This is a genomic window from Streptomyces sp. NPDC054840, assembly GCF_053611065.1.
Window position 1 is genome coordinate 1 of the sequence record NZ_JBSGZP010000068.1, and the last position, 17,648, is coordinate 17,648.

Sequence of the window (17,648 nt, forward strand, 5' to 3'; positions counted from 1 at the left end):
GTGCGCGTCCTGGAGGCACACTCACACGTCGCGGTGCCTCACGACGAGCACGGCGAGTGCGACCACGATCAGCGGCCAGAGCACGTACACGATCCAGGAGCCGGGGACCGTGGCGGTGTATCCCAGGGATCCGGGATCGGGCTCCCAGTTCTGGACCAAGCGCTTCCAGGCGGCCGACACCATCGCGTGGTTGATGTCCGCCGACCAACGATCGCTCTCCGAGAACATGGGCGGCAGCATCAGCAGGGTGAAGACGCTGGTGACCATGGTCGCAGCGCTGTGCCGGAGCAGGACGCCGAGGCCCAGACCGATCAGTGCGCAGACTGGGGCCAGCAGCGCGGATGCCACCAGCGCCCGGAACACCCCGGGGTGAGTGAGCGGGACCCCGACGTGCCTCCCGCTGAGGATGGCCTGGGAGACCAGGAAGGAACCGGTGGAGATGACCGTGCCGACCGCGGTCCACAGCGCGGCGGTGACGGCCGCTTTGGCCAGCACCACCGAGCTCCGGGCGGGGACGGCCACGGTGGTGGTGCGGATCAGGCCGCTGCTGTACTCGCTCACCACGGTGAGGGCGCCGATGCTGCTGGCGACGAGTATCAGCGTCCAGTAGCCCGCCGGCGGATAGGCGTTGTAGGGCAGGAAGTCAGCGGGGCCGGAGCGGGCGGCGTTGTCCGCGAGCGTGGCCACGGCGGAGGACCCGATGACGAACAGGACGGTGAGTGCGATTGTCCACGGGATGGAGCGCAGGGACCGCATCTTGATCCACTCGGAGGCGAGCAGGTCGCGGAAGCGGGCGGGTGGCCCGGTGACGGCGGTGGTCGGGGGGACGGAGGCGAGTGTGGTCATCGAGGCTGTCCTGCCTGGTATTCGACGCTGTCGGCGGTGAGTTCCATGAAGGCCGCCTCCAGTGAGGCGGTGTGGGTGGTCAGCTCGTCCAGCCGGATACGGTTCTCGAAGGCGAGCGCTCCGATTCGGTCCGCCGGGAGCCCGGTCACGGCGAGTTTCTCGGCGCCCGCCGAGCCGTCCGGCTCGATCGTGGCGCCCGCCGCGGTCAGCACGGCTGCCAGCTCGGCGGCCTGTGGTGTCCCGACCACGACGCTGCGACGGGTGCCGCGGGCCGCGAAGTCCCGTACCGCCTCGGCGGCGATGAGGCGGCCCCGGCCGATGACTACCAGCTGGTCGGCGGTGTTCTCCATTTCCGACATCAGGTGGCTGGAGAGGAAGACCGTGCGCCCTTCGGCGGCCAGGCGCCGGAAGAGTTGGCGCACCCAGAGCACGCCCTCCGGGTCCATGCCGTTGATCGGCTCGTCGAACATGAGCACGGGCGGGTCGCCGAGCAGGGCGGTGGCGATCCCCAGCCGCTGCTTCATGCCGAGGGAGAATCCGCCGATGCGACAGCTCGCCGCCTCGGCCAGTCCCACTTCCTGGAGCACCTCGTCCACCCGGCGTCGCGGGATGCCGTTGCTGCGGGCCAGGGCGGACAGGTGGGCGGCGGCGGTGCGGCCGCCGTGGACCTGTCCGGCGTCGAGGAGGGCGCCGACGTGCCGCAGTCCGCGCGGGTGGTGGTGGAAGGGGACGCCGCTGACGGTGGCGGAGCCGGTGGTGGGCGCGTCCAGGCCGAGGATCATCCGCAGGGTGGTGGACTTGCCGGCTCCGTTGGGGCCGAGGAATCCGGTGACCTGGCCTGGCCGCACGGTGAAGGACAGATGGTCGACGGCCGTCTTGCTGCCGTAGCGCTTGGTGAGTTCGTTGACTTCGATCACGGCACCCACAGTGCCGAGAGGCCTGCCGTCCGGACATGGGGCCGTGGGCGGCAATCGCGCGGCCTGGTTAGCCCGTGGGCGTACGTCCCGGGGCCAATGCCGCGCGGGCGGTGGCCCGGATAGTCTCGCGGCGTGAACCTCATAACGATCACCCCGTTGCCTGTGCGTGTCGCGCACCGCGGCCTTGTTCCCCGGTGGGGGGCACGCCGCCGATGACGAGAACGAAGGCCGTGGCCTGGGCGGGGGGTGCCTCCTACCTTCTGATGGTGGGTCTGCTGGTGGGGGGCGCGCCGCGGGCGTCGGGCACGGTCCACGGTGTCGGGTCGCTGCTGGCCGTGAGCCTGCTCGTCGGCGTGGTCCGACGGATGCCGCTGCTGGCTCTGGCAGTGGCGATCTCCGGATCCACCGCCGTGGTGGTGGGCACTCCAAGCTCCGTCCATGCGGACCTGTCGGTGGGGTATCAGGGCCAGTTTCTGTCGTTTCTGGCGGTGGACCTCGTCCTGGGATTCATCGTCGCAACCTGCACTCGGCGAGCCTCGATCGTCGCCGTAGCCGTATCTTTCGCCGTGCAACTCCTGGTCATCGGCGTCTTCGCGCACGGGGACAACCTGACCGTCAACGTCATGATCGCCCTCTTGGCGATGGCCGCATCCTGCTCCTAACAGAATGCGTCGTTTGTAGCGCGGCTGGTTCCTCGCGGCTCGGCACCGAGGTGCCCTAGAGTCGCCGCATGCGGCGAAGGACAGGACTGGCGATAGCTGGGGTTGCAGCCCTGGCCTGGGGCGAGTGGTTGAACTGGCGCTGGTCTCAAGTTCTCGTGGGGGACAGCGGGGGCGCCTCCGAGGCCGTGGTGGTGTTGGGGTACCGGAATCCCCAAGCGACGGCGAACCTGATCAACCGATGGCGAGTCCGTGCTGGAATCCGCTCATGCGCCGATGGTGCGCATGAGACCCGCGTGATCTTCAGCGGCGGCGCGACCGGCAGCGGCGCTGCGGAGGCCAAGCTGATGGCTGACTACGCGAAGTCGGTACTTGAGTTCGACGGCACGGTGCTCCTCGAGGACCAAAGCGCAACGACGTGGGAAAACATCACGAACGTGATCCCACTGCTTGAGGACGTGGGCCGCATCAAGATCGCCTCTCAACCAGCTCATGCGCTCAAGGCGCGAGCGTACTTGCGGCGGCAGCGGCCCGATCTTGCAGAGAGGCTGGTGCGCGCGGATGACTACCGCCCTGGCGAGTGGATGGTCGTCAAACCGCTGCTGGCTCTGTACGGACTTTGGACACTCCGCGGCCTCAAGGCCGACGAACGGAAGGTCTTGCCGTAGACGGTCGCTATCGCGTGGCTCACGCATGGTGGTTCTTGAGCCGACGCCAGCAGATGATGCTCCATCCCAGAGTGAGGAAGGCTTCGTGGATGTCGTCGCGGATCTCCCAGCGGATCCGCAGACGGCGGAACCAGTGCAGATGCGCGAAGGGACGCTCCACGACCCAGCGTTGGGCGCCCAGGCCGGAGCCGTGCTCGGTGCCCCGGCGGGCGATCAGCGGTTTCACGCCGAGAGCCCAGACGAGACGGCGGTACTTGTCGCGGTCATAGCCGCGGTCGGCCAGCAGCACGTCCGGGGCGGCGCCGGGGCCGGCCGTGCTTGCCTCGCACCGGCGGCACAGCTTTCAGGAGCGGGATCAGCTGGGTGACGTCGTTGCGGTTGCCGCCGGTGAGCGTGGCGGCGAGCGGGATGCCGGTGGCGTCTGTGAGCAGGTGGTGTTTGCTGCCCGCCCTGCCCCGGTCGACGGGGCTTCGTCCGGTCTTGGATCCCCCCTTTAATGCCCGGATGTGGGAGCCGTCGACTGCCGCCCTTGAGAAGTCCAGGGCGTTCTCGCTGCGGAGCTTGGCGAGGAGGACCTCGTGCAGCCGGAGCCAGACCCTGGCTTCAGTCCATTCAGCCAGGCGGCGCCAGCAGGTCCTGCCTGAACCGAAGCCGAGTTCCTGCGGCAGGTGTTCCCATGCAACGCCGGTATGCAGCACGAACATGATGCCGTGGAACACCAGCCGGTCCGGATGCCGCTTGCGCCCGGGGTATCGAGCCCGACGCCCCACCTTTGGTAGCAGCGGCTCGATCACCGCCCACAGCTCATCGTCGACCTCCCACGGCTTCGGCCGCGCCACCCCGCACCCCCGGATCGTCGGTCCTGGAGCGATCCAACCACCTCGAAGATCATTTCGTTAGGGGTTCTAAGCGCGGCCCGAACCGCCGCCGCCCGCACTGGTGGTTTTGTTCACGAGAACGGGTTCTGGCTCAGCTTCTGTGGTGCCGGTCTTGCGTCGGAAAGCTGCTGCCACACTTGCGCCGTGCGCGTCGCAACTGGCGGTGCTGGGGAGAACGGATCTCAGGGTGTCCCGATGGATCGTGCTGGCCATACCTGTCGAAGGTGTCAGCGAGGCGGATCGCAATGCACGGACCCTCACGGAGTTCGACGGTAGTGCCGAGGAAGCGGAGACGGCCCTCTTGGAGGCGGCAAGCACGTACGAGGACAAGCTCTGGAAGGTGCGCCGGCGAGAGATCTTCAAATGCTCCAGTCGGTCCTACTTCATCCGCATCCACGGGCGGATGGCAACGTACGGGTTCCTGCTCCAGCTCGCTGAGCTGGTCCACGAAACGGTGCAGTCAACGGGCCAACCGTCAGCCTGAGATCGATCCACCACAGAAGTTGAGCCAGAGCCACAACCCGTGAATAGAGCCACCAGGTGGTACTGGGCAACGTGTCCCAGACACGCGCCCCAGCCCCGCCTCGGGCGCACGCCATCCGCGACCTCGGCCGCCGACGGCGCCGCCTTCGCGACGTTGTGACCGACGGAGAGAACCGCCCACACCGCCCCGAAGGTCGCCAGGATCGCGATCTGCTCGATGGAGGTCATCGGGCACCTCCTGCTGCGGCCAGGAGACCGTGGTCCAGAATCAGGGCATGGACGTCCCCAAGCTGCTGGAAGCCGCTTCCCTGCTGGTTCCTGAGAAGATCGCCACTGAGAACGACATCACGGTGAGCGACGTCTGGGAGTACCTCGCTCACGACGAATGGGAAGTGGCTCTCGATCTGCTGGAAGAACTCGGTGACGTCCGTCCGCTTCCGCTCAGCTTCTGGGAAACCCTTGCCACCGCTGCCGAACAGATGAGGCTGGAGAAGAGCGCGGCTTGGTGCCACTGGCGCGCCTTCGAGACCCGCCACGGGATCCTCCGAGCCGACCTCACCCTCCGCCCTGCCACCGAAGCGCGACGACAGACGCCCATCTCCGGCGCTGGCGTCCTGCGACCGATGTGGAACATCGGCCACCAGACCGCGACCGGCGAACCGGCTCTCAACATTGCCCGGCTCTGGGTGGAGTTCACGCCCTTCCTGGAACCCGGGGGACATGCCTCGGTACGACTCGCGCCCCTGGACCCCTCGCAGTGGCAGCACCTTCAGCCCGGCCAGGTGATCACCATGCATGAGGACCAATCCGTGGCAGGCACGGCAGTTGTCCTGGAGATCCAGCGTCCCCCGGCCACGTTCACCACATAAGGACGAGCGCAGTCGACTCGTGCCGTTGGTGAGAGAAGGTCCAGCTCCATCAACGCCGTGCCGGATCCGGAGACGTCCTGCACCGGCTCGGGGTACGCGGTGCCCTCGCCGCCCTGCTTGCGCACGACCGTGGCGTGCTTGATGTAGCCGGACTTGCCCGCCTTCTCGGCAAGTGTCGGTAGGTTCGGATATTCGGTCCTGCGGAATAGGCGGCGGGGCAGCCAGCTCAGTTCGACTGCACCCCAGGCGCGGAGTGGCCGAGCGCCGCGGGGAGGCCACGCCGAATCCTGTAGCAACGCCCGCGTTCGCCCCTTACAGTCACCGAATGGCCGCCGAGGACGAGAACCCCAGTCAGCCTGACATCGCCGCGATGCTCACCGACCAGACCCGCGCCTGCAAGGCAGCACGTGACGCCATCGCCGCCGGTGGCCGGGTGATGGTCTGGGACAGCGAGGTGCCCCATTGGATGGTCGCTGGCATCGCTGCGACGCGGCTGAGGCGGTCGTTGAAGATCGGCCTGACGACCCTCGGCCTTGACGAGACCGTTGAGATCCTGGCCCAGCACCGAGACAAGTATCTGCGCACCGGCATCATCGATGCAGCAGACCGGTCTTGGCACTTCACTCTGTACTTCGACGCCACTGGGAACGAGCTCTTGGCGTGCAGCGGCGTCAAACGTGAGCCGCCCTCGAAAGATGGGCGGTCAGAGGCTCCAGCTGTAGAGGCCGCCCCTTGTGTTCACCGCAGACGCCGCGAGCCGGGCCACTCCCTGCAGGACGGCCAGTAGATCGTCGTCGGTCATGTCGTCCCCGTCCTCGGACCAGAGCCGCATGGTCCAGCGGCCTGCGAGCTCTTCGAGTTCGGCGGAGGTCGCGTTGGCCAGTGCTTGGGTCAGCCGTTTCGGCAGAGCGAACACCTCAACGCCATCGTTCAAGGGGGCGGTGACCCACTCCGGCCACGCCCACCCAAGGAGTTGCTCAGGTGGCGGAGCCTCGGCGGAAGGCTCCTCGAAGAACATGTCCCACTCGGCGATGACGCTGTCCGGCTCGATAAAATGGCAGGTCACAGACTCAAACGCCGCACCAGGTCCCCGCAGGCGCGTGGCAGCGGCGGCCGCGTCGTCGGGGGCGAGGAAGAACACTATGTCGTGGGCCATCCGAGCATGATGGCAGCCCGCCAAGCAGACCTCTGTGCCCGAGCCATCCGCGGCCGATCTTGGCCGTCACACGACGCGGTAGCCTCTCGCCATGAATCACGGGGAGGGCGCGGACGCTCTGGTTCTGGATGCGCGGGAGATGCTTGCGGCAGGGCAGAGCGATGAGGAAATCTTCGCCGAGCTAGCCGCGAGGACAGGCGAGTGGGGCGCCTGTGTGCTGGCCTTGTGCCTGGCCCTGGGCGTGCCCCGGACGGAAGCCGAGGCCCGACTGCGAGAGGTCGAGCCACTCTTCGCGGAGTTCGCGGCGGGTGAGGAGGAACTCGTCGCCACTGTTCTCTCCTTCGGGCACGTGTTCATCGTGGACCGGGTACTTGACGAGCACGAGGAGCACATCCGCGATCTGCTGGGAACCGCCGCTGGCGCCCGCGGAGGCTATCCCGGTGGCCTGCTCGGGTGGTTTCGCACCGGTGAGCTCACGAAGATCTTCCTGTACTTTGCCAAGACCCGGTTCCGGGACGGGCGGGGCTCACCGCCCGATTTCTGGGCCGCCATGACTGCGGCCGGCGAACTACTGGCGAGCAAGGACGGCCCGGACCAGGCAGAGGTGAGGGCGGGGCTGGAACGCTGCCGCACGCAGGCTGTTGCCGTCACTGCGAGATAGGGTCATGATCGACGGGCAACCTCCGCAGCGTATGCGGTCCTGACGGCCCCGGCGGCCCAGCGCTCGGCAGCTGCGGGGCTGATGCCGAGCAGACGCTGAAGGACCGCGGGCGGCATCTGCGTGCAGAGGTCAAGCAGGGCCGCGCATCGTCCGGGTTCGGTAGGGAGTCCGATCTTGCGGAGGCGCCGCCCCAGTTGTTTGCTGCCCAGTGGCTTGCCGGGCCTCTGGGCAGAGGCAGCCCCGCTGCGCGCCTCGGCTCCAGGAAGTCCTTGCGGAAGATCTCCAGGGAGGCCCTGAGCAGCGGAATACCTACCTCCGCGCCGAGGTGGACCAGGCTGGCCGTCTCCTCGTCCATCCGGAACTCCAACAACAGGGCGCCACGCCCGGCAGCAGTCATCTCCACCACCTCCAGAGCGTCGAAGTCGTCGCTCCCGAGCACTGTGAGGGCGGCGTACTCCCGCCCTCCACGGAGAAAACGCTCACATCCGTCCCCCGCCCTGACCAAACTCCCCCGGCGCTTCGCCCCCCGGGAATCGTACGGCCTGCTCACCGGCCGCGTCCCGACCCCTGGTCGGCGCGGCCCATTGCCGATGGGCGGGACGGCGGCTTCCCTGGGGACTGCTGTCCGCACGACAAGCCCACACGCGCCACAGCCAACCTTCAGCGGGAAACGACACCGGCCTTCAGCACAAGAACGACACGCCTTACCGAAAGATCCCAGCTCAACGCCCCACGACCTGGTGCACACCCTTGTCGCGAGGCACTGAAGGATCCATGGCGCCCATCAGTGAGTCAAGGTAGATCAGTGCTGGTCGAAGACGTAGCCGTGCCCATCCCCGACTGGGCAGGCAAAGACTCGGAAGTCGCCCCACCTGCCGACCGTGATCCCGGTGGTGTGGTCACTGGCCACGGTGAACAGCAGACGGCACGAGGCCCTGCACGTAAGGCAAAGGATGTCGTCAGGTTCGTTCAGGTGCCAGGTGGGCCACCCGCCGAACTTGATCCCGGCCACCCGGGTGATGACATCGCTGCCGTCCCCGGTCGCCTCCACATATTCCTCCACGGACTCGATGAGTTCCTCGTCTGGCAGAGCCTGCGGGTAGGGGAAATCGACGAGGGGTACTGGGGTGAGCGTGCACCGCACGGGGGTGTAGCCGTAGTCCGGGTCCTCCTGACGTACGGGCAGCGGGGGCGCCCCGAGTATTCGCGTGACCTCGGCACTGTTCCGCCAACGGATCGCGGCGACCGGGCTGACATCAGCGTGCGGGGCCGGCGGATCCCAGTGCACGTTGGGGCACCACAGGAGCTGAAACACGTCCTTGCCCTCGGGCCACCAGTCACCCGGTGCGTCCCGCCGGTACACCTGCACCACCGCGACCGTGGCCGTCGCCGGCGTCCCGGAACCAGACTTCTCATCCGGGACGTCGCAATCCGGCCAGGGCTCATCGGCCGGCCAAAGCAACGGCCCACCCACCGAACTCTGGTGGACCGTCGGCTCCCCCCGATCAGGGGCCAACACCACCGCCGGCCGTGCGTACGGCGCGAGCCCGGGCACAGCCGCGACGATCTCCTCCGCGGAAGGTCTGGTGCTATAGGGCAGATCCATGGCCGGAGAGTAACCCACCCCTCCGACAACGCAGTCAGGCCGAACCACGCCCCCGCACCCGCCGATCCGCGCCACAAGCGTCTCTCACACCACCGTCCCAAGGCGAGAGATCGCACACCCGCACTGCAGCACGGATCACCAACCACCGGCATGACCCTCCGCGCCGCCCCCCCCAGCCCGGTGTTGTCGGTGCCGCCTGGCACTATCCCGGAGCACCCCATCTCAAGGAGACCCATGGGCACCTGGGACGTAGGCCCCTTCGACAACGACACAGCCGCGGACTTCTGCAGCTCCCTCGACGAGACCGCCGAGGCCGACCGGCCTGGCCTCGTGCGGGACGCCCTCGTCCACGTCCTCGACGCCGACGACCCCCTCGACCAGCAGCTGGCGGTCGAAGCGGTGGCCGCCGCAGCCCTCGTCGCCGCCCAGTGCCCCGGGGGCCGGCCCGTCACCAGCGCGTACGGGCCCGAGCTGCCCGTCCCCGCACTTCCTGTCGACCTGCGGGACATCGCCGTCCGCGCCGTGGACCGGGTCGAAGCCGAACCATCCGAGCTGCGAGAACTCTGGGCGGAAACCGACAAGTACCTCCACTGGCTCCGCAGCCTGCAGCTCCTGCGCAGGGTCCTCACCTTCCCCACACCCCAGCCGGTAGCCCGCTCCTGGGCCAGAATCGACACCTGGATGCAGCGACACGCGCCCGCCTCCCACGCGCTGCTCGCCCCACCGGCCGACTCTGCCGAAGTCGAGGCCGCGCAGGAAGCGATGGGGGTGCGCTTCCCCGCCGACCTCCTGGAATCGCTGGCCTGCCATAACGGGATCACCCAGTGGGCCAACCTGGTCCCCGACCAGCCGCCCATGTCCATCGCGGGGATGGTCGAGCACTGGCAGATGTGCGTCGACATCGCCGGGGACGACCCTGACCTGACCGAACCCGACGGGGACGACGAACCCTGGTGGCACCCGCAGTGGATCCCGTGGGCGCAAAGCGACGGCGACTCCCAGATCATCGACATGCGCGAAGGACCCGGCCAGGGCCGCATCGGCAGTACGGCACACGACGGCAGGGCCTACTTCGACGACGGCTGGCCCTCACTGGCCGTATACCTAACCGTCGTGGCCGACGCACTCGACCACGGCAGCGAAGTGGACGGCGACACCCCCTACCTCACCGAGGACGGAGAGCTCTGGTGGACCTCCACCGGCCGAACCGAGCTGAATGGCGCACCCCTCACCCTCGCCCCGCGCACGGAAACGCAGACCACCCCACCCCACCCGTAACGCGTTCGGGAACGACGGGTTCAGCCAGAAGGATCCGGTTCCTCTCGCGGTCGACCGTCGAGATCTGTACGGACATCTCTTGGCCCTCACTGGCGCCGGGGTGTGGAAGCCGCATGGCGGTACCGGCAGCGTCAGGAGCACCTGGAGGTCCCTTACGAGCACGTCGAACCGGAAGGCGCGTTCCCACTCGGCAGGTGGCTGTCGGATCAGCGGCGCGTCTACCGGGCCGGGTCGATGACCGGCGAGCGGGCGGCCGCGCGGGAGGGGCTGGGGTCGTGTGGGACACCGCCGACGCCGGCTTCGAGCAGAACCTCGGCGCAGCGCGGGCATACTACGAGCTGCACGGGACGCAGGCCGCGCCGCGGCACGCCACCATTCTCGACATCGCGGTCGGGCAGTACCTCACGAACATCCGCCGCCCCGGCGGACTGGGCAAGGACCCCGTACGCGCGGAGCGGCGGGCCGCGGCGCTCGCCGCGATCGACCCCGACTGGAACCCGGGGACGCTGGGGTGGACCGTCGACTGGCAGCAGTGGCACTACGCCTACCTCGCCCAGCTCCTGGCGGAAGGCGCCCGCCTGACCGCCGTCGTGCCGGGGGTGACGCGGCACGGCGAGGACGTCGGCCGGTGGCTCGCCACCCAACGCCGGACCTGGGACCGGCTGAACGCCGAGCAGCAGCGCCAGCTCAACGAACTCGGCATGAAGAAGGCCCCACGGGCCCGCAGGGCCCCGGCGAAGACAACCGCGGCGTCCGGGCCGCGCGCGAGCGGTACAGCGTTCCAAAAAGGCCTCCCGGCCCTCAAGCAGTACACCGCGCGGGAGGGCGGCCTGCCGGGGCGGGCCGTCGTCGAGCATCTCCCGGACGGCACCGAACACCGCACCGGCATCTGGATCGGGAACCAAAAGGCCCACCGCGACAAGCTCGACCAGGCACAGCTCGCCGCACTCGCCGAGCTGGGCGTCGACTGGGCACGGTAAGGAGGGGATGAAACCGCGTGGAAGTGACGGAGATCCGCTGAGAGGATCCCAGACATGGCAAGCCCCACCGCGGAAGAACTTCTCGCCAATGTCAGCGGTCTGCCCCCTGAGCGCGCGCAGCAGGTTGCTGACGACATCGATGAGTGCAGACGTCTGCTGGCGACGGGCGCCGACATGGATGCAGTACAGCAGCATCTGAAGGATCAAGGCGTCGGCATGATCCAGGCCATCCTCATCACCACCCGGCTCCTGGGCGACCATCCCAGCAGACTGCGCGCAGCACGAGAGGCCGTGGAGGGCAGCCCAGCCCGAAACACCACACCCCTGAGTAAGTTCTTCCGTCTCAGGCACGCGGAAGGGCAGCCTGCCCGGCGAGCCAGGCCGTCGTCGAACGGCTCCCCGACGGGACAGAGCACCGCACTGGCATTCGGCCCGCCAATGGTCGGGCCTTCGCCCCGAACCGGCAGCGTGGAATGATCAAGAGATGGCCGAAACGAGCAGGGACGACAGCCGTGCCCTCCGGCGCGAGACCGAGGAGGTCGTCAACGAGGTCGCCCAAGGGCTCCGCACGTTGGACGACGGTGCGGCCTGGTTCTCCGGCCTCTACCCGGCAGACCGACAGGAGGTACTGCGGGCGGTCGCCGGCTACGCGATGCAGGCACACATCACGGCCGCAGACGGCCGCGCGGGAGTTGGGCGGTCCGGTGTCAAGCCCACAGCCAACCCTGCAGTGATGATCTGCATGGACCCGCCCCGCAGCGGGTTCGCCGGGCTCCCCGCAGACGAGCACGTGAAGGCGTTTCGTGTCCTCGTCTCCGTGTTCGCCGTCGCTGACACCCGCCGCAGGCAGAAGTACTGCAAGGGCACGTGCGGACACCCATGGCACAACCTGCCCACGGCAACCGAGGAGCCGTAACAGCGGCTCTCCTCGACAGGATCATGGCCGTCTCCGACCCAGACCTGGTGGAGGAGGGGTCAGCCCCGTACCTGTACCCGCACGCAAGGCTCGAACGCCGCAGACGCCAGCACGACAGCAGTACGTAGAACGCGCTGCCAGACAGCCGGGGGAGCAGCGGGCCTCCCGACGCAGAGCCAACAGCCAGCGCACCGCGGGCCCCCCGCAACGCCCGGACACACGCGGGGTGTGACGCTGTCGTCCCATTCCAGGACGTGGATCACTCGGCAGGCCGTCCACGACGGCCCAGCCGGCGCCGGCGACCTGCCGTGCCCACGTGCGGGATACGGACAGCTGGACCAGCGGCTCGTCGCCGTACTCGACCTTGTAGGTGAAGAACATCCCCCAGTCGGTATCACCGCGGCGACGATGCTCATGGCGCTGGTGAGCCTGTGCGAGCACCGGATCGAGGTGCACGTTGAAGATCCCGGTCCGGTGGCCGAGTGCGCAAACTTTCTCCGGCTCGAGGTACCGGCCGCTGCCGCGACGGAGGGCGGCCTGCGGCTGAGGGGGCCGAGTGGGCGTACGAGCGGAACGTCCATCACCTCGCCATGCGGTGGCGCCGCAGGTCGTCGCAGTGCCGAAGGCCTGTGGTGCTGGGCCGTGTCAGTGATTCTCCGCATCGCCTGGGCCCGAGGCGTTCTGTGGGCTGGCAGGATCGTTAGGGCAGGAGCTGGAAGCGAGTCGCTGGAGGAGCCGACGTGGGCAAGCGTGAGAAGGGCCGCAGGCATCGTCGTGTGAACCGGACGCCCCGGCCGGTGGGCCGGTCCCGTACCGAGCCGCGGGCCGCCCAGAGGCCGGTTTCGGCCGCGGGCACTGCGGCTCCGGCCGCCGTCGCGGACGGCGCGGGCAGCACGCTGGTGCCCGCGCAGGGGCCGGTGGCCATCGGTGGTCCAGCGCGCGATCCGCAGGCGTCGGTGTTCGCGAGCAAGGCGGACGGAGGCCTCGGCCAGCCCGCGCAGCGCACGTGGAGCGCGCTGAAGGCCGCCGGGCGGGCGGTCGCGGTGGAGGAGCTCTGCCAGGCGGCTGGGTTCGCGCAGCGTACGGTGGCCAAGCACCTGGAGGGCCTGGCCGGGCATGGGCTGGCCGTCCGGGGGGCGGGCGGCGGCTGGGCGGCTGCTGGCGTCGTTGCGGGGCTGCCGGAGCCGCGCCCTGGGGAGTCGGCTCTGGCGGCTCTGGCACCGTCCGTGCCGTAGGCGGGCGCCGTCTCTCCGCGCTGCGGGTGGCCAGCATCTGCGACTTGCGGTGCGCGCAGGAGGGGCACGCGCATGCGTCGGACTCGACGTGCTCCCCGAGGGCTTGGCACTGGAGGCAGCCGCAGTAGGCGGGCTCTCCCGGGCCCGCACGTGCCCCGGAGGCAGGGGGGGCGGGGCGTCGGCCAAGCCCCTGGGGTGTGGGCCGGATCGCGGAAGCCCTCGGACGTGGGGGCGGGTGCTACGGGGGCGGGCTGATCAGGACTCGCATGTACGCTCCCAGATCGCCTTCTTCACGTATGGCCGTGATGTCGTCGGACTCGGCCGTGAGCATGAGCTGTGTCCCGTGGATACCGCCCGTGGCACGGGGTTCGGAGGACTTCTTGCGGGCTGGTGCCACCGTCGCCCGCCCCGCGGCCTCGTTCCTGTACGCCAAGAGAATGCGTCGGTGGCGTCGACCGTGGTCGCGACCTCGGGAAGCTGTCCCGTCAGAGGGGAGTGTCGGCCGCCCAAAGTGGTCCGCCGGGCGGGACACGACTCGCGTCGGCATGCTCCCGAGGCCCCGCCCGGTGAAGGGCGAGGCGTGGGCTTTTTCGCTGGCCGGAAAGGCGAGCTCGGAAGGATCAACTGCGACGGCGCTTGACGAGCACCGTGATGCCGATGATCACGGCGACGGCGGCGCCGACTACCGGCCACTCCAAGGGGACTTCCCCGGATTCCGTATTCGCTGATTCCGCCCGGTGTGAGGTCGTGGCTGTTCGGTCGGCGCTGGGGGTAGGGGTGGGGATGGGGGTCTTCACGGGGGCTGGGCTGGCCAAGGGGTCAGCGTCAGGCGGCCCCGGGCTGCCTGCCTTCTTCAGCAGCACCCAGCTCGGGCGGGCCACCCCGTAGCCGATCCAGTCGTTGCTCTTTGCGCCGTCGACGGGGCCGCCGGCGGTCTCGATGAGGACGCGGGCGACTTGATTTGCGGTCCAGTCGGGGTGAGCCGACCACACGAGCGCGGCGGAGGCGGAGGCCAGAGCAGTGGCGTACGAGGTACCTCCGTCAGACACGCACCAGGTGGTGTTCTCCTTGCAGCGGATCCGGGCCTTGCTGCCGCACGCGGCCAGGTCCGTGTCCGGCCCGTGCGAGGAGAGATCCAACGGCTCGCCGGTCTCGTCAATGGCTCCTACGCCGATGACTCCCGGAACCATGGCGAGCAAATTGTGCGCGTTGTTGCCCTCACCCTCATTTCCCATGGCAGCGAAGACGAGACCCCCTTGCTCTGGGCGTACTGGACAGCCGGCTTGAGCTTCTCGAAGGCGTAGTAGTCGCCCCAGCTCAAATTGATGATCTTGGCCCCGCTGTCGGCCGCGTACCGGATCCCCTTGGCGCCCTCGGCGCCTGCGGCAAAGGCCATGGGCGTGCCGAGGCTGGTTCTTACGGGCATGACCTTGGCGCCGGGAGCCAGCCCCTTGGGGGCGCCTCCCGTGCCGTCGCCGACGATGGCCGCGGTCATGGTGGTCCCGTGCCCGTCGACATCGTCGTGCGGCGGGTATGTCTTGTCCGGCTCCTTGATCGGCGGTGACATGACCGACACACCTGGAAGGACGGACTCGCTCCGCACGCCCGCGACTTCCTTGAAGCCGCTGTCGACGACGGCCACCGTGATGACGCTGCCGTCTGCGACCCTCCACATCTCCTGAGCCTTCATGAGCGTGAGGTAGTCCGGCGGGCCGCTATCGGCGGCCTCCGACGTCACCGTACCGGCGCTGACCGCCCACGCTGCGGAGAACGTCCGCCGCTACTTCAAGCCGTCCCCGGAGGCGATCGCAGAGGTCACCAGCCTGCTCGCGCCCGGCAACAGCAGGCGCTGAAGCTCGCTCAGCCTGTCCCGAAACCGCATTCGTTCGGACGCCTGCGGCTCCCTGGAGCACGACCGTGACGCCGCACCGTTCGAGAAGCCGCACGATGTCCTCGAAGTAGGAGAGCCCGTCCTCTGGATCCTCCACAACGTCCGCCAGCGCGCGGCGTGCGACCTCGGAGTCGTGCCAGGTCAAAGTGAAGGGAGGGGCCACTCCAAATCCACCAGCCAGGCAGTCCTTGAAGGCGTTCCACTCCCGCCCGTAGTAGCGGCCGGGCCCGAGCAGGGCCTCGGCAATCGAGCAGTGCAGCCCAGGAACATCCGTGACGAACCGGCCGTCGAGATGGTACTCACCGCCGGACCGATCCGGCCGGGGCGCGGGCACCCGCCAGGCACGGGTGGCGAGGTCCAACCACGCTGCCCTGCCCTGCGAGTCGTACGGAGCCCACATGTTGGACTGTGCCGGCGGGCCCTGATACCACTCCGCCCAGATCGGGCGGGCCGCCAAGGATGGCCGATCGTCTCCACCATCGGTGAGGGTGATGTCGACGAGCGTGCCTCCGAGCACGGACGGTCGCGCCCCAGTGATGGCCAGGCCCACGGTGCGGGAGGCCATCACGGCACCATGGCGATCCAGCACCAGGAGGTAGGCCCAGTCCCGCTCCGACCGACGAGGGCGCCACAGCGCCGCGAGCAGGGGCTCCGCAGGCTCGCAGCCGATCAGCTCCTTCGGTACGGGGGCGGGGGCCACTCGCGCCTTGAACAGGCCGTCCACGCCAGAGCAGCGGCCTGCGCTTGCCGCAGCGGTCGGCGTTCCGGCGAAGAGCTCGAAGCGCGGAGCCGTAGGCAGCTCGAAGAAGCTCTCCTCGCTCCTGACGCCGGCGCCGAGCACGATGTCGTGCCGTGCTGGGTCGTCCGGGTGGGGCTGATGAGCCACCACGACCGCATCGACAAGAGTCCACCACTGCACGGGCTTCTCGTCGTCCCAGACCTCGACGCACACGTCGCCCAGACTCCGTAGCGAGACGTCGGGCTCGGCCAAGACCTCGCTCAGGAGACCGTCGGGGCGACATCCACGGAGGGTGAGGACCTCCCGTGACGGCGGGACGGGGTCGACGAACAACCCTTCAACACCCGCGCACCTCCCCCAGAGCTGTTCCACGCCATCTTCGTCCTCCTGGACCAAGAGGTACTTCACCGGAAAGCCCCGGCCCCACCTGGCGTGATCTGCGATGCGCACCCAACCCCCGAACATGCGAGCAACCTTCGCACCTACGCTACGGACCCGCCTGGCCCGGGAGGACGGAGGACGGCTACTCGCCCTCAATCACCTCTCGTCGACGGCGCTCAGCTCGCGCAGGGGCCGCAGGCCTCCGGGCAGCTCCGGTAGTTGGAAGGAGTACCGGCCGGGCAGGTTGACGTGGTGCCGCACGAATGGGGAGAGGCGGGCCACGTCTCGGTCGCGGACATCGAAGCCGTCGGCGCGGAGCCGAGCGACAGCAGCGTCCATGTAGCGGGTGTTGAAGAGCACCAAGGCATTGAGGACCAGGCCGAGCGCGCCGATCTGGTCCTCCATGCCGTCCTGGTAGTTCTGGTAGAGCTGCCCGGCCCGGCCGTGGAAGATCTTCCGGGCGAGCGCGTGGCGGCCCTCCTGCAGGTTGGCCTGGGTCTTGATCTGCCGCCGGTAGCCGGGTTCGTCGGCCAGGCGCAGGCTGTGCAGCGTCTTGGCGATCCGCCCGTAGTGGGCGATCGCATCGCCCAGCGGGGTGGGCCGGCCGTCGCGCGACGGCATCGGATCACGTCGTAGGCCCGCACCGCGCCGGTGTGGATGGAGCCGATGATCCGCAGAATGTCTTCCCAGTGCCGCTCGATCCGCACCAGGTCGACCCGGGCTCGGGCCGCGTCCTGGAAGGCGCCGTAGTCGGCCGCTCGGTCGATCCGCCACATCTTCTGGTCCGGCAGGTCTGCCAGCTGCGGCGCGTCGTCAACAAAATCAAGTTGCTGAAGCGGCAGATGTTCGGGCGAGCGAACTTCGACCTCCTGCGAATCCGGGTCCTGCACGCTCTTTGATCTACGGACCGGCACGAGGGCAGCGTGCCGGATACGAGCTTGCGTCAGGTGGCCGGACACCGGCCGGTGCCCAGGAAACGTGTGACGGAGGAGTCGAGGAGGCTGCCGAACCCCTCCGGGGTAGTGATCTGCGGGCATTCGGTGGTGACCTCCTCATCGGTCAGGGCATCGAGGTCTGCCCAGCCGCCTCAGTACAGGACAAGCTGCAGCTCGGTCCAGTCGTCGGTACCCAGGATGCGCACGCCGATCGAATACGGGTCGGCGACGAGGGCCCGGTCGGTCTCCAGCCGCTGAGGCCAGAGAGCGGCCTCGTCCCGCCAGGTGATCGGTCTGGGACTGAGTCCGGCCGAAGTCCAGGCGGGAAGGCGTGCAGCGATCTCGGCGGCGGCTTGGTCAAGGTCGATGACGTAGTCCATGGAGCGATCTTCGCTTGGTAGAGCTCAACAACGAAGTGCTGACTGTGTTCTCGTGGCAGACGACACGAGTTGGACCGTGTCCTATGTGGTGAGGCGGACGAGCCGTTTGTAGCAGCAGAGGCGGCTGCGAGACCGAGAAGAGCCAGGTAGTTGCGGGGGTGGCGTTCGTA

General features: G+C 68.7%; 17 protein-coding genes and 5 pseudogenes. 13 read left to right on the plus strand and 9 right to left on the minus strand.

The window, feature by feature from the left end; all coding sequences use genetic code 11:
* Window positions 1-21 precede the first annotated feature (21 nt).
* Both ACWGIU_RS07745 and ACWGIU_RS07750 read right to left on the minus strand, forming a co-directional pair.
* Window positions 22-846 (minus strand): ABC transporter permease, encoded by an 825-nt coding sequence (locus tag ACWGIU_RS07745; protein ID WP_453703425.1) that lies wholly within the window; start codon window positions 844-846, stop codon window positions 22-24.
* Window positions 843-1,763 (minus strand): ABC transporter ATP-binding protein, encoded by a 921-nt coding sequence (locus tag ACWGIU_RS07750; RefSeq protein ID WP_453703427.1) that lies wholly within the window; start codon window positions 1,761-1,763, stop codon window positions 843-845. Before ACWGIU_RS07750 ends, ACWGIU_RS07745 begins: the two co-directional genes overlap by 4 nt.
* 212 nt (window positions 1,764-1,975) lie before the next feature.
* Here ACWGIU_RS07750 and ACWGIU_RS07755 point away from each other — a divergent pair, with 212 nt between their 5' ends.
* Window positions 1,976-2,425, plus strand: a complete 450-nt coding sequence (locus ACWGIU_RS07755) for a hypothetical protein (RefSeq protein ID WP_453703429.1) — start codon at window positions 1,976-1,978, stop codon at window positions 2,423-2,425.
* Window positions 2,426-2,493: 68 nt separating this feature from the next.
* On the plus strand, window positions 2,494-3,090 hold the full coding sequence (locus ACWGIU_RS07760) for a YdcF family protein (protein ID WP_453703431.1): 597 nt from the start codon (window positions 2,494-2,496) through the stop codon (window positions 3,088-3,090).
* Between the two features lie 19 nt (window positions 3,091-3,109).
* Here ACWGIU_RS07760 and ACWGIU_RS07765 read toward each other — a convergent pair.
* Window positions 3,110-3,929, minus strand: a protein-coding gene (locus ACWGIU_RS07765) for an IS5 family transposase (protein ID WP_453703432.1) whose coding sequence is annotated in 2 segments (ribosomal slippage) — window positions 3,110-3,376 and window positions 3,378-3,929 — 819 coding nt in all. Because the reading frame shifts where the segments join, the coding sequence is not laid out codon by codon here.
* Window positions 3,930-4,155: 226 nt separating this feature from the next.
* Here ACWGIU_RS07765 and ACWGIU_RS07770 point away from each other — a divergent pair.
* From ACWGIU_RS07770 to ACWGIU_RS07780, 3 genes are all read left to right on the plus strand, one after another.
* On the plus strand, window positions 4,156-4,452 hold the full coding sequence (locus tag ACWGIU_RS07770; protein ID WP_453703434.1) for a hypothetical protein: 297 nt from the start codon (window positions 4,156-4,158) through the stop codon (window positions 4,450-4,452).
* Between the two features lie 274 nt (window positions 4,453-4,726).
* On the plus strand, window positions 4,727-5,320 hold the full coding sequence (locus tag ACWGIU_RS07775; RefSeq protein ID WP_453703436.1) for a hypothetical protein: 594 nt from the start codon (window positions 4,727-4,729) through the stop codon (window positions 5,318-5,320).
* Window positions 5,321-5,645: 325 nt separating this feature from the next.
* On the plus strand, window positions 5,646-6,107 hold the full coding sequence (locus ACWGIU_RS07780; RefSeq protein ID WP_453703438.1) for a hypothetical protein: 462 nt from the start codon (window positions 5,646-5,648) through the stop codon (window positions 6,105-6,107).
* Here ACWGIU_RS07780 and ACWGIU_RS07785 read toward each other — a convergent pair.
* The gene (locus ACWGIU_RS07785; protein ID WP_453703440.1) at window positions 6,024-6,476 is read right to left on the minus strand and encodes a hypothetical protein; all 453 of its coding nucleotides are present in this window, start codon (window positions 6,474-6,476) and stop codon (window positions 6,024-6,026) included. The two genes, ACWGIU_RS07780 and ACWGIU_RS07785, sit on opposite strands and share 84 nt — an antisense overlap.
* A 91-nt stretch (window positions 6,477-6,567) precedes the next feature.
* Between ACWGIU_RS07785 and ACWGIU_RS07790 the strand changes: the two genes are divergently transcribed.
* Window positions 6,568-7,137 (plus strand): hypothetical protein, encoded by a 570-nt coding sequence (locus tag ACWGIU_RS07790; RefSeq protein ID WP_453703442.1) that lies wholly within the window; start codon window positions 6,568-6,570, stop codon window positions 7,135-7,137.
* An 802-nt stretch (window positions 7,138-7,939) separates the two neighbouring features.
* Here the strand turns inward: ACWGIU_RS07790 and ACWGIU_RS07795 are convergent.
* On the minus strand, window positions 7,940-8,692 hold the full coding sequence (locus tag ACWGIU_RS07795) for a hypothetical protein (protein WP_453703444.1): 753 nt from the start codon (window positions 8,690-8,692) through the stop codon (window positions 7,940-7,942).
* Window positions 8,693-8,977: 285 nt separating this feature from the next.
* On the opposite strand from ACWGIU_RS07795, the gene ACWGIU_RS07800 reads away from it, so the two are divergent.
* From ACWGIU_RS07800 to ACWGIU_RS07825, 6 genes and pseudogenes are all read left to right on the plus strand, one after another.
* Window positions 8,978-10,021, plus strand: coding sequence for a DUF4259 domain-containing protein (locus ACWGIU_RS07800; protein ID WP_453703446.1), 1,044 nt, complete (start codon window positions 8,978-8,980; stop codon window positions 10,019-10,021).
* Between the two features lie 99 nt (window positions 10,022-10,120).
* Window positions 10,121-10,267 (plus strand): annotated as a pseudogene (locus tag ACWGIU_RS07805) (helicase associated domain-containing protein); the annotation flags it as partial.
* Window positions 10,268-10,296: 29 nt separating this feature from the next.
* Entirely contained in the window at window positions 10,297-11,001 is a 705-nt protein-coding gene (locus tag ACWGIU_RS07810) for a helicase associated domain-containing protein (protein WP_453703448.1), read from the plus strand.
* 54 nt (window positions 11,002-11,055) lie between these two features.
* Window positions 11,056-11,478 carry a hypothetical protein gene (locus ACWGIU_RS07815; protein WP_453703450.1) on the plus strand — a complete coding sequence of 141 codons (423 nt, stop codon included), beginning with the start codon at window positions 11,056-11,058 and terminating at the stop codon, window positions 11,476-11,478.
* 7 nt (window positions 11,479-11,485) lie between these two features.
* A complete protein-coding gene (locus ACWGIU_RS07820; RefSeq protein ID WP_453703452.1) occupies window positions 11,486-11,917 on the plus strand; it encodes a DUF5958 family protein in 432 nt (143 codons plus the stop codon).
* 740 nt (window positions 11,918-12,657) lie between these two features.
* Window positions 12,658-13,152 (plus strand): helix-turn-helix domain-containing protein, encoded by a 495-nt coding sequence (locus ACWGIU_RS07825; protein WP_453703454.1) that lies wholly within the window; start codon window positions 12,658-12,660, stop codon window positions 13,150-13,152.
* Window positions 13,153-13,772: 620 nt separating this feature from the next.
* Here ACWGIU_RS07825 and ACWGIU_RS07830 read toward each other — a convergent pair.
* Window positions 13,773-14,842: pseudogene (locus ACWGIU_RS07830) on the minus strand (S8 family serine peptidase).
* A gap of 76 nt (window positions 14,843-14,918) precedes the next feature.
* Between ACWGIU_RS07830 and ACWGIU_RS07835 the strand changes: the two are divergent.
* Window positions 14,919-15,005, plus strand: a pseudogene (locus ACWGIU_RS07835) (site-specific integrase); the annotation flags it as partial.
* 138 nt (window positions 15,006-15,143) lie between these two features.
* Here the strand turns inward: ACWGIU_RS07835 and ACWGIU_RS07840 are convergent.
* The 3 genes and pseudogenes from ACWGIU_RS07840 to ACWGIU_RS07850 form a co-directional block, all read right to left on the minus strand.
* Window positions 15,144-16,247, minus strand: a pseudogene (locus ACWGIU_RS07840) (barstar family protein); the annotation flags it as partial.
* 72 nt (window positions 16,248-16,319) lie between these two features.
* A pseudogene (locus tag ACWGIU_RS07845) lies at window positions 16,320-16,972 on the minus strand (Tn3 family transposase); the annotation flags it as partial.
* 278 nt (window positions 16,973-17,250) lie between these two features.
* Window positions 17,251-17,478, minus strand: coding sequence for a hypothetical protein (locus ACWGIU_RS07850; protein WP_453703456.1), 228 nt, complete (start codon window positions 17,476-17,478; stop codon window positions 17,251-17,253).
* Between the last annotated feature and the right edge of the window lie 170 nt (window positions 17,479-17,648).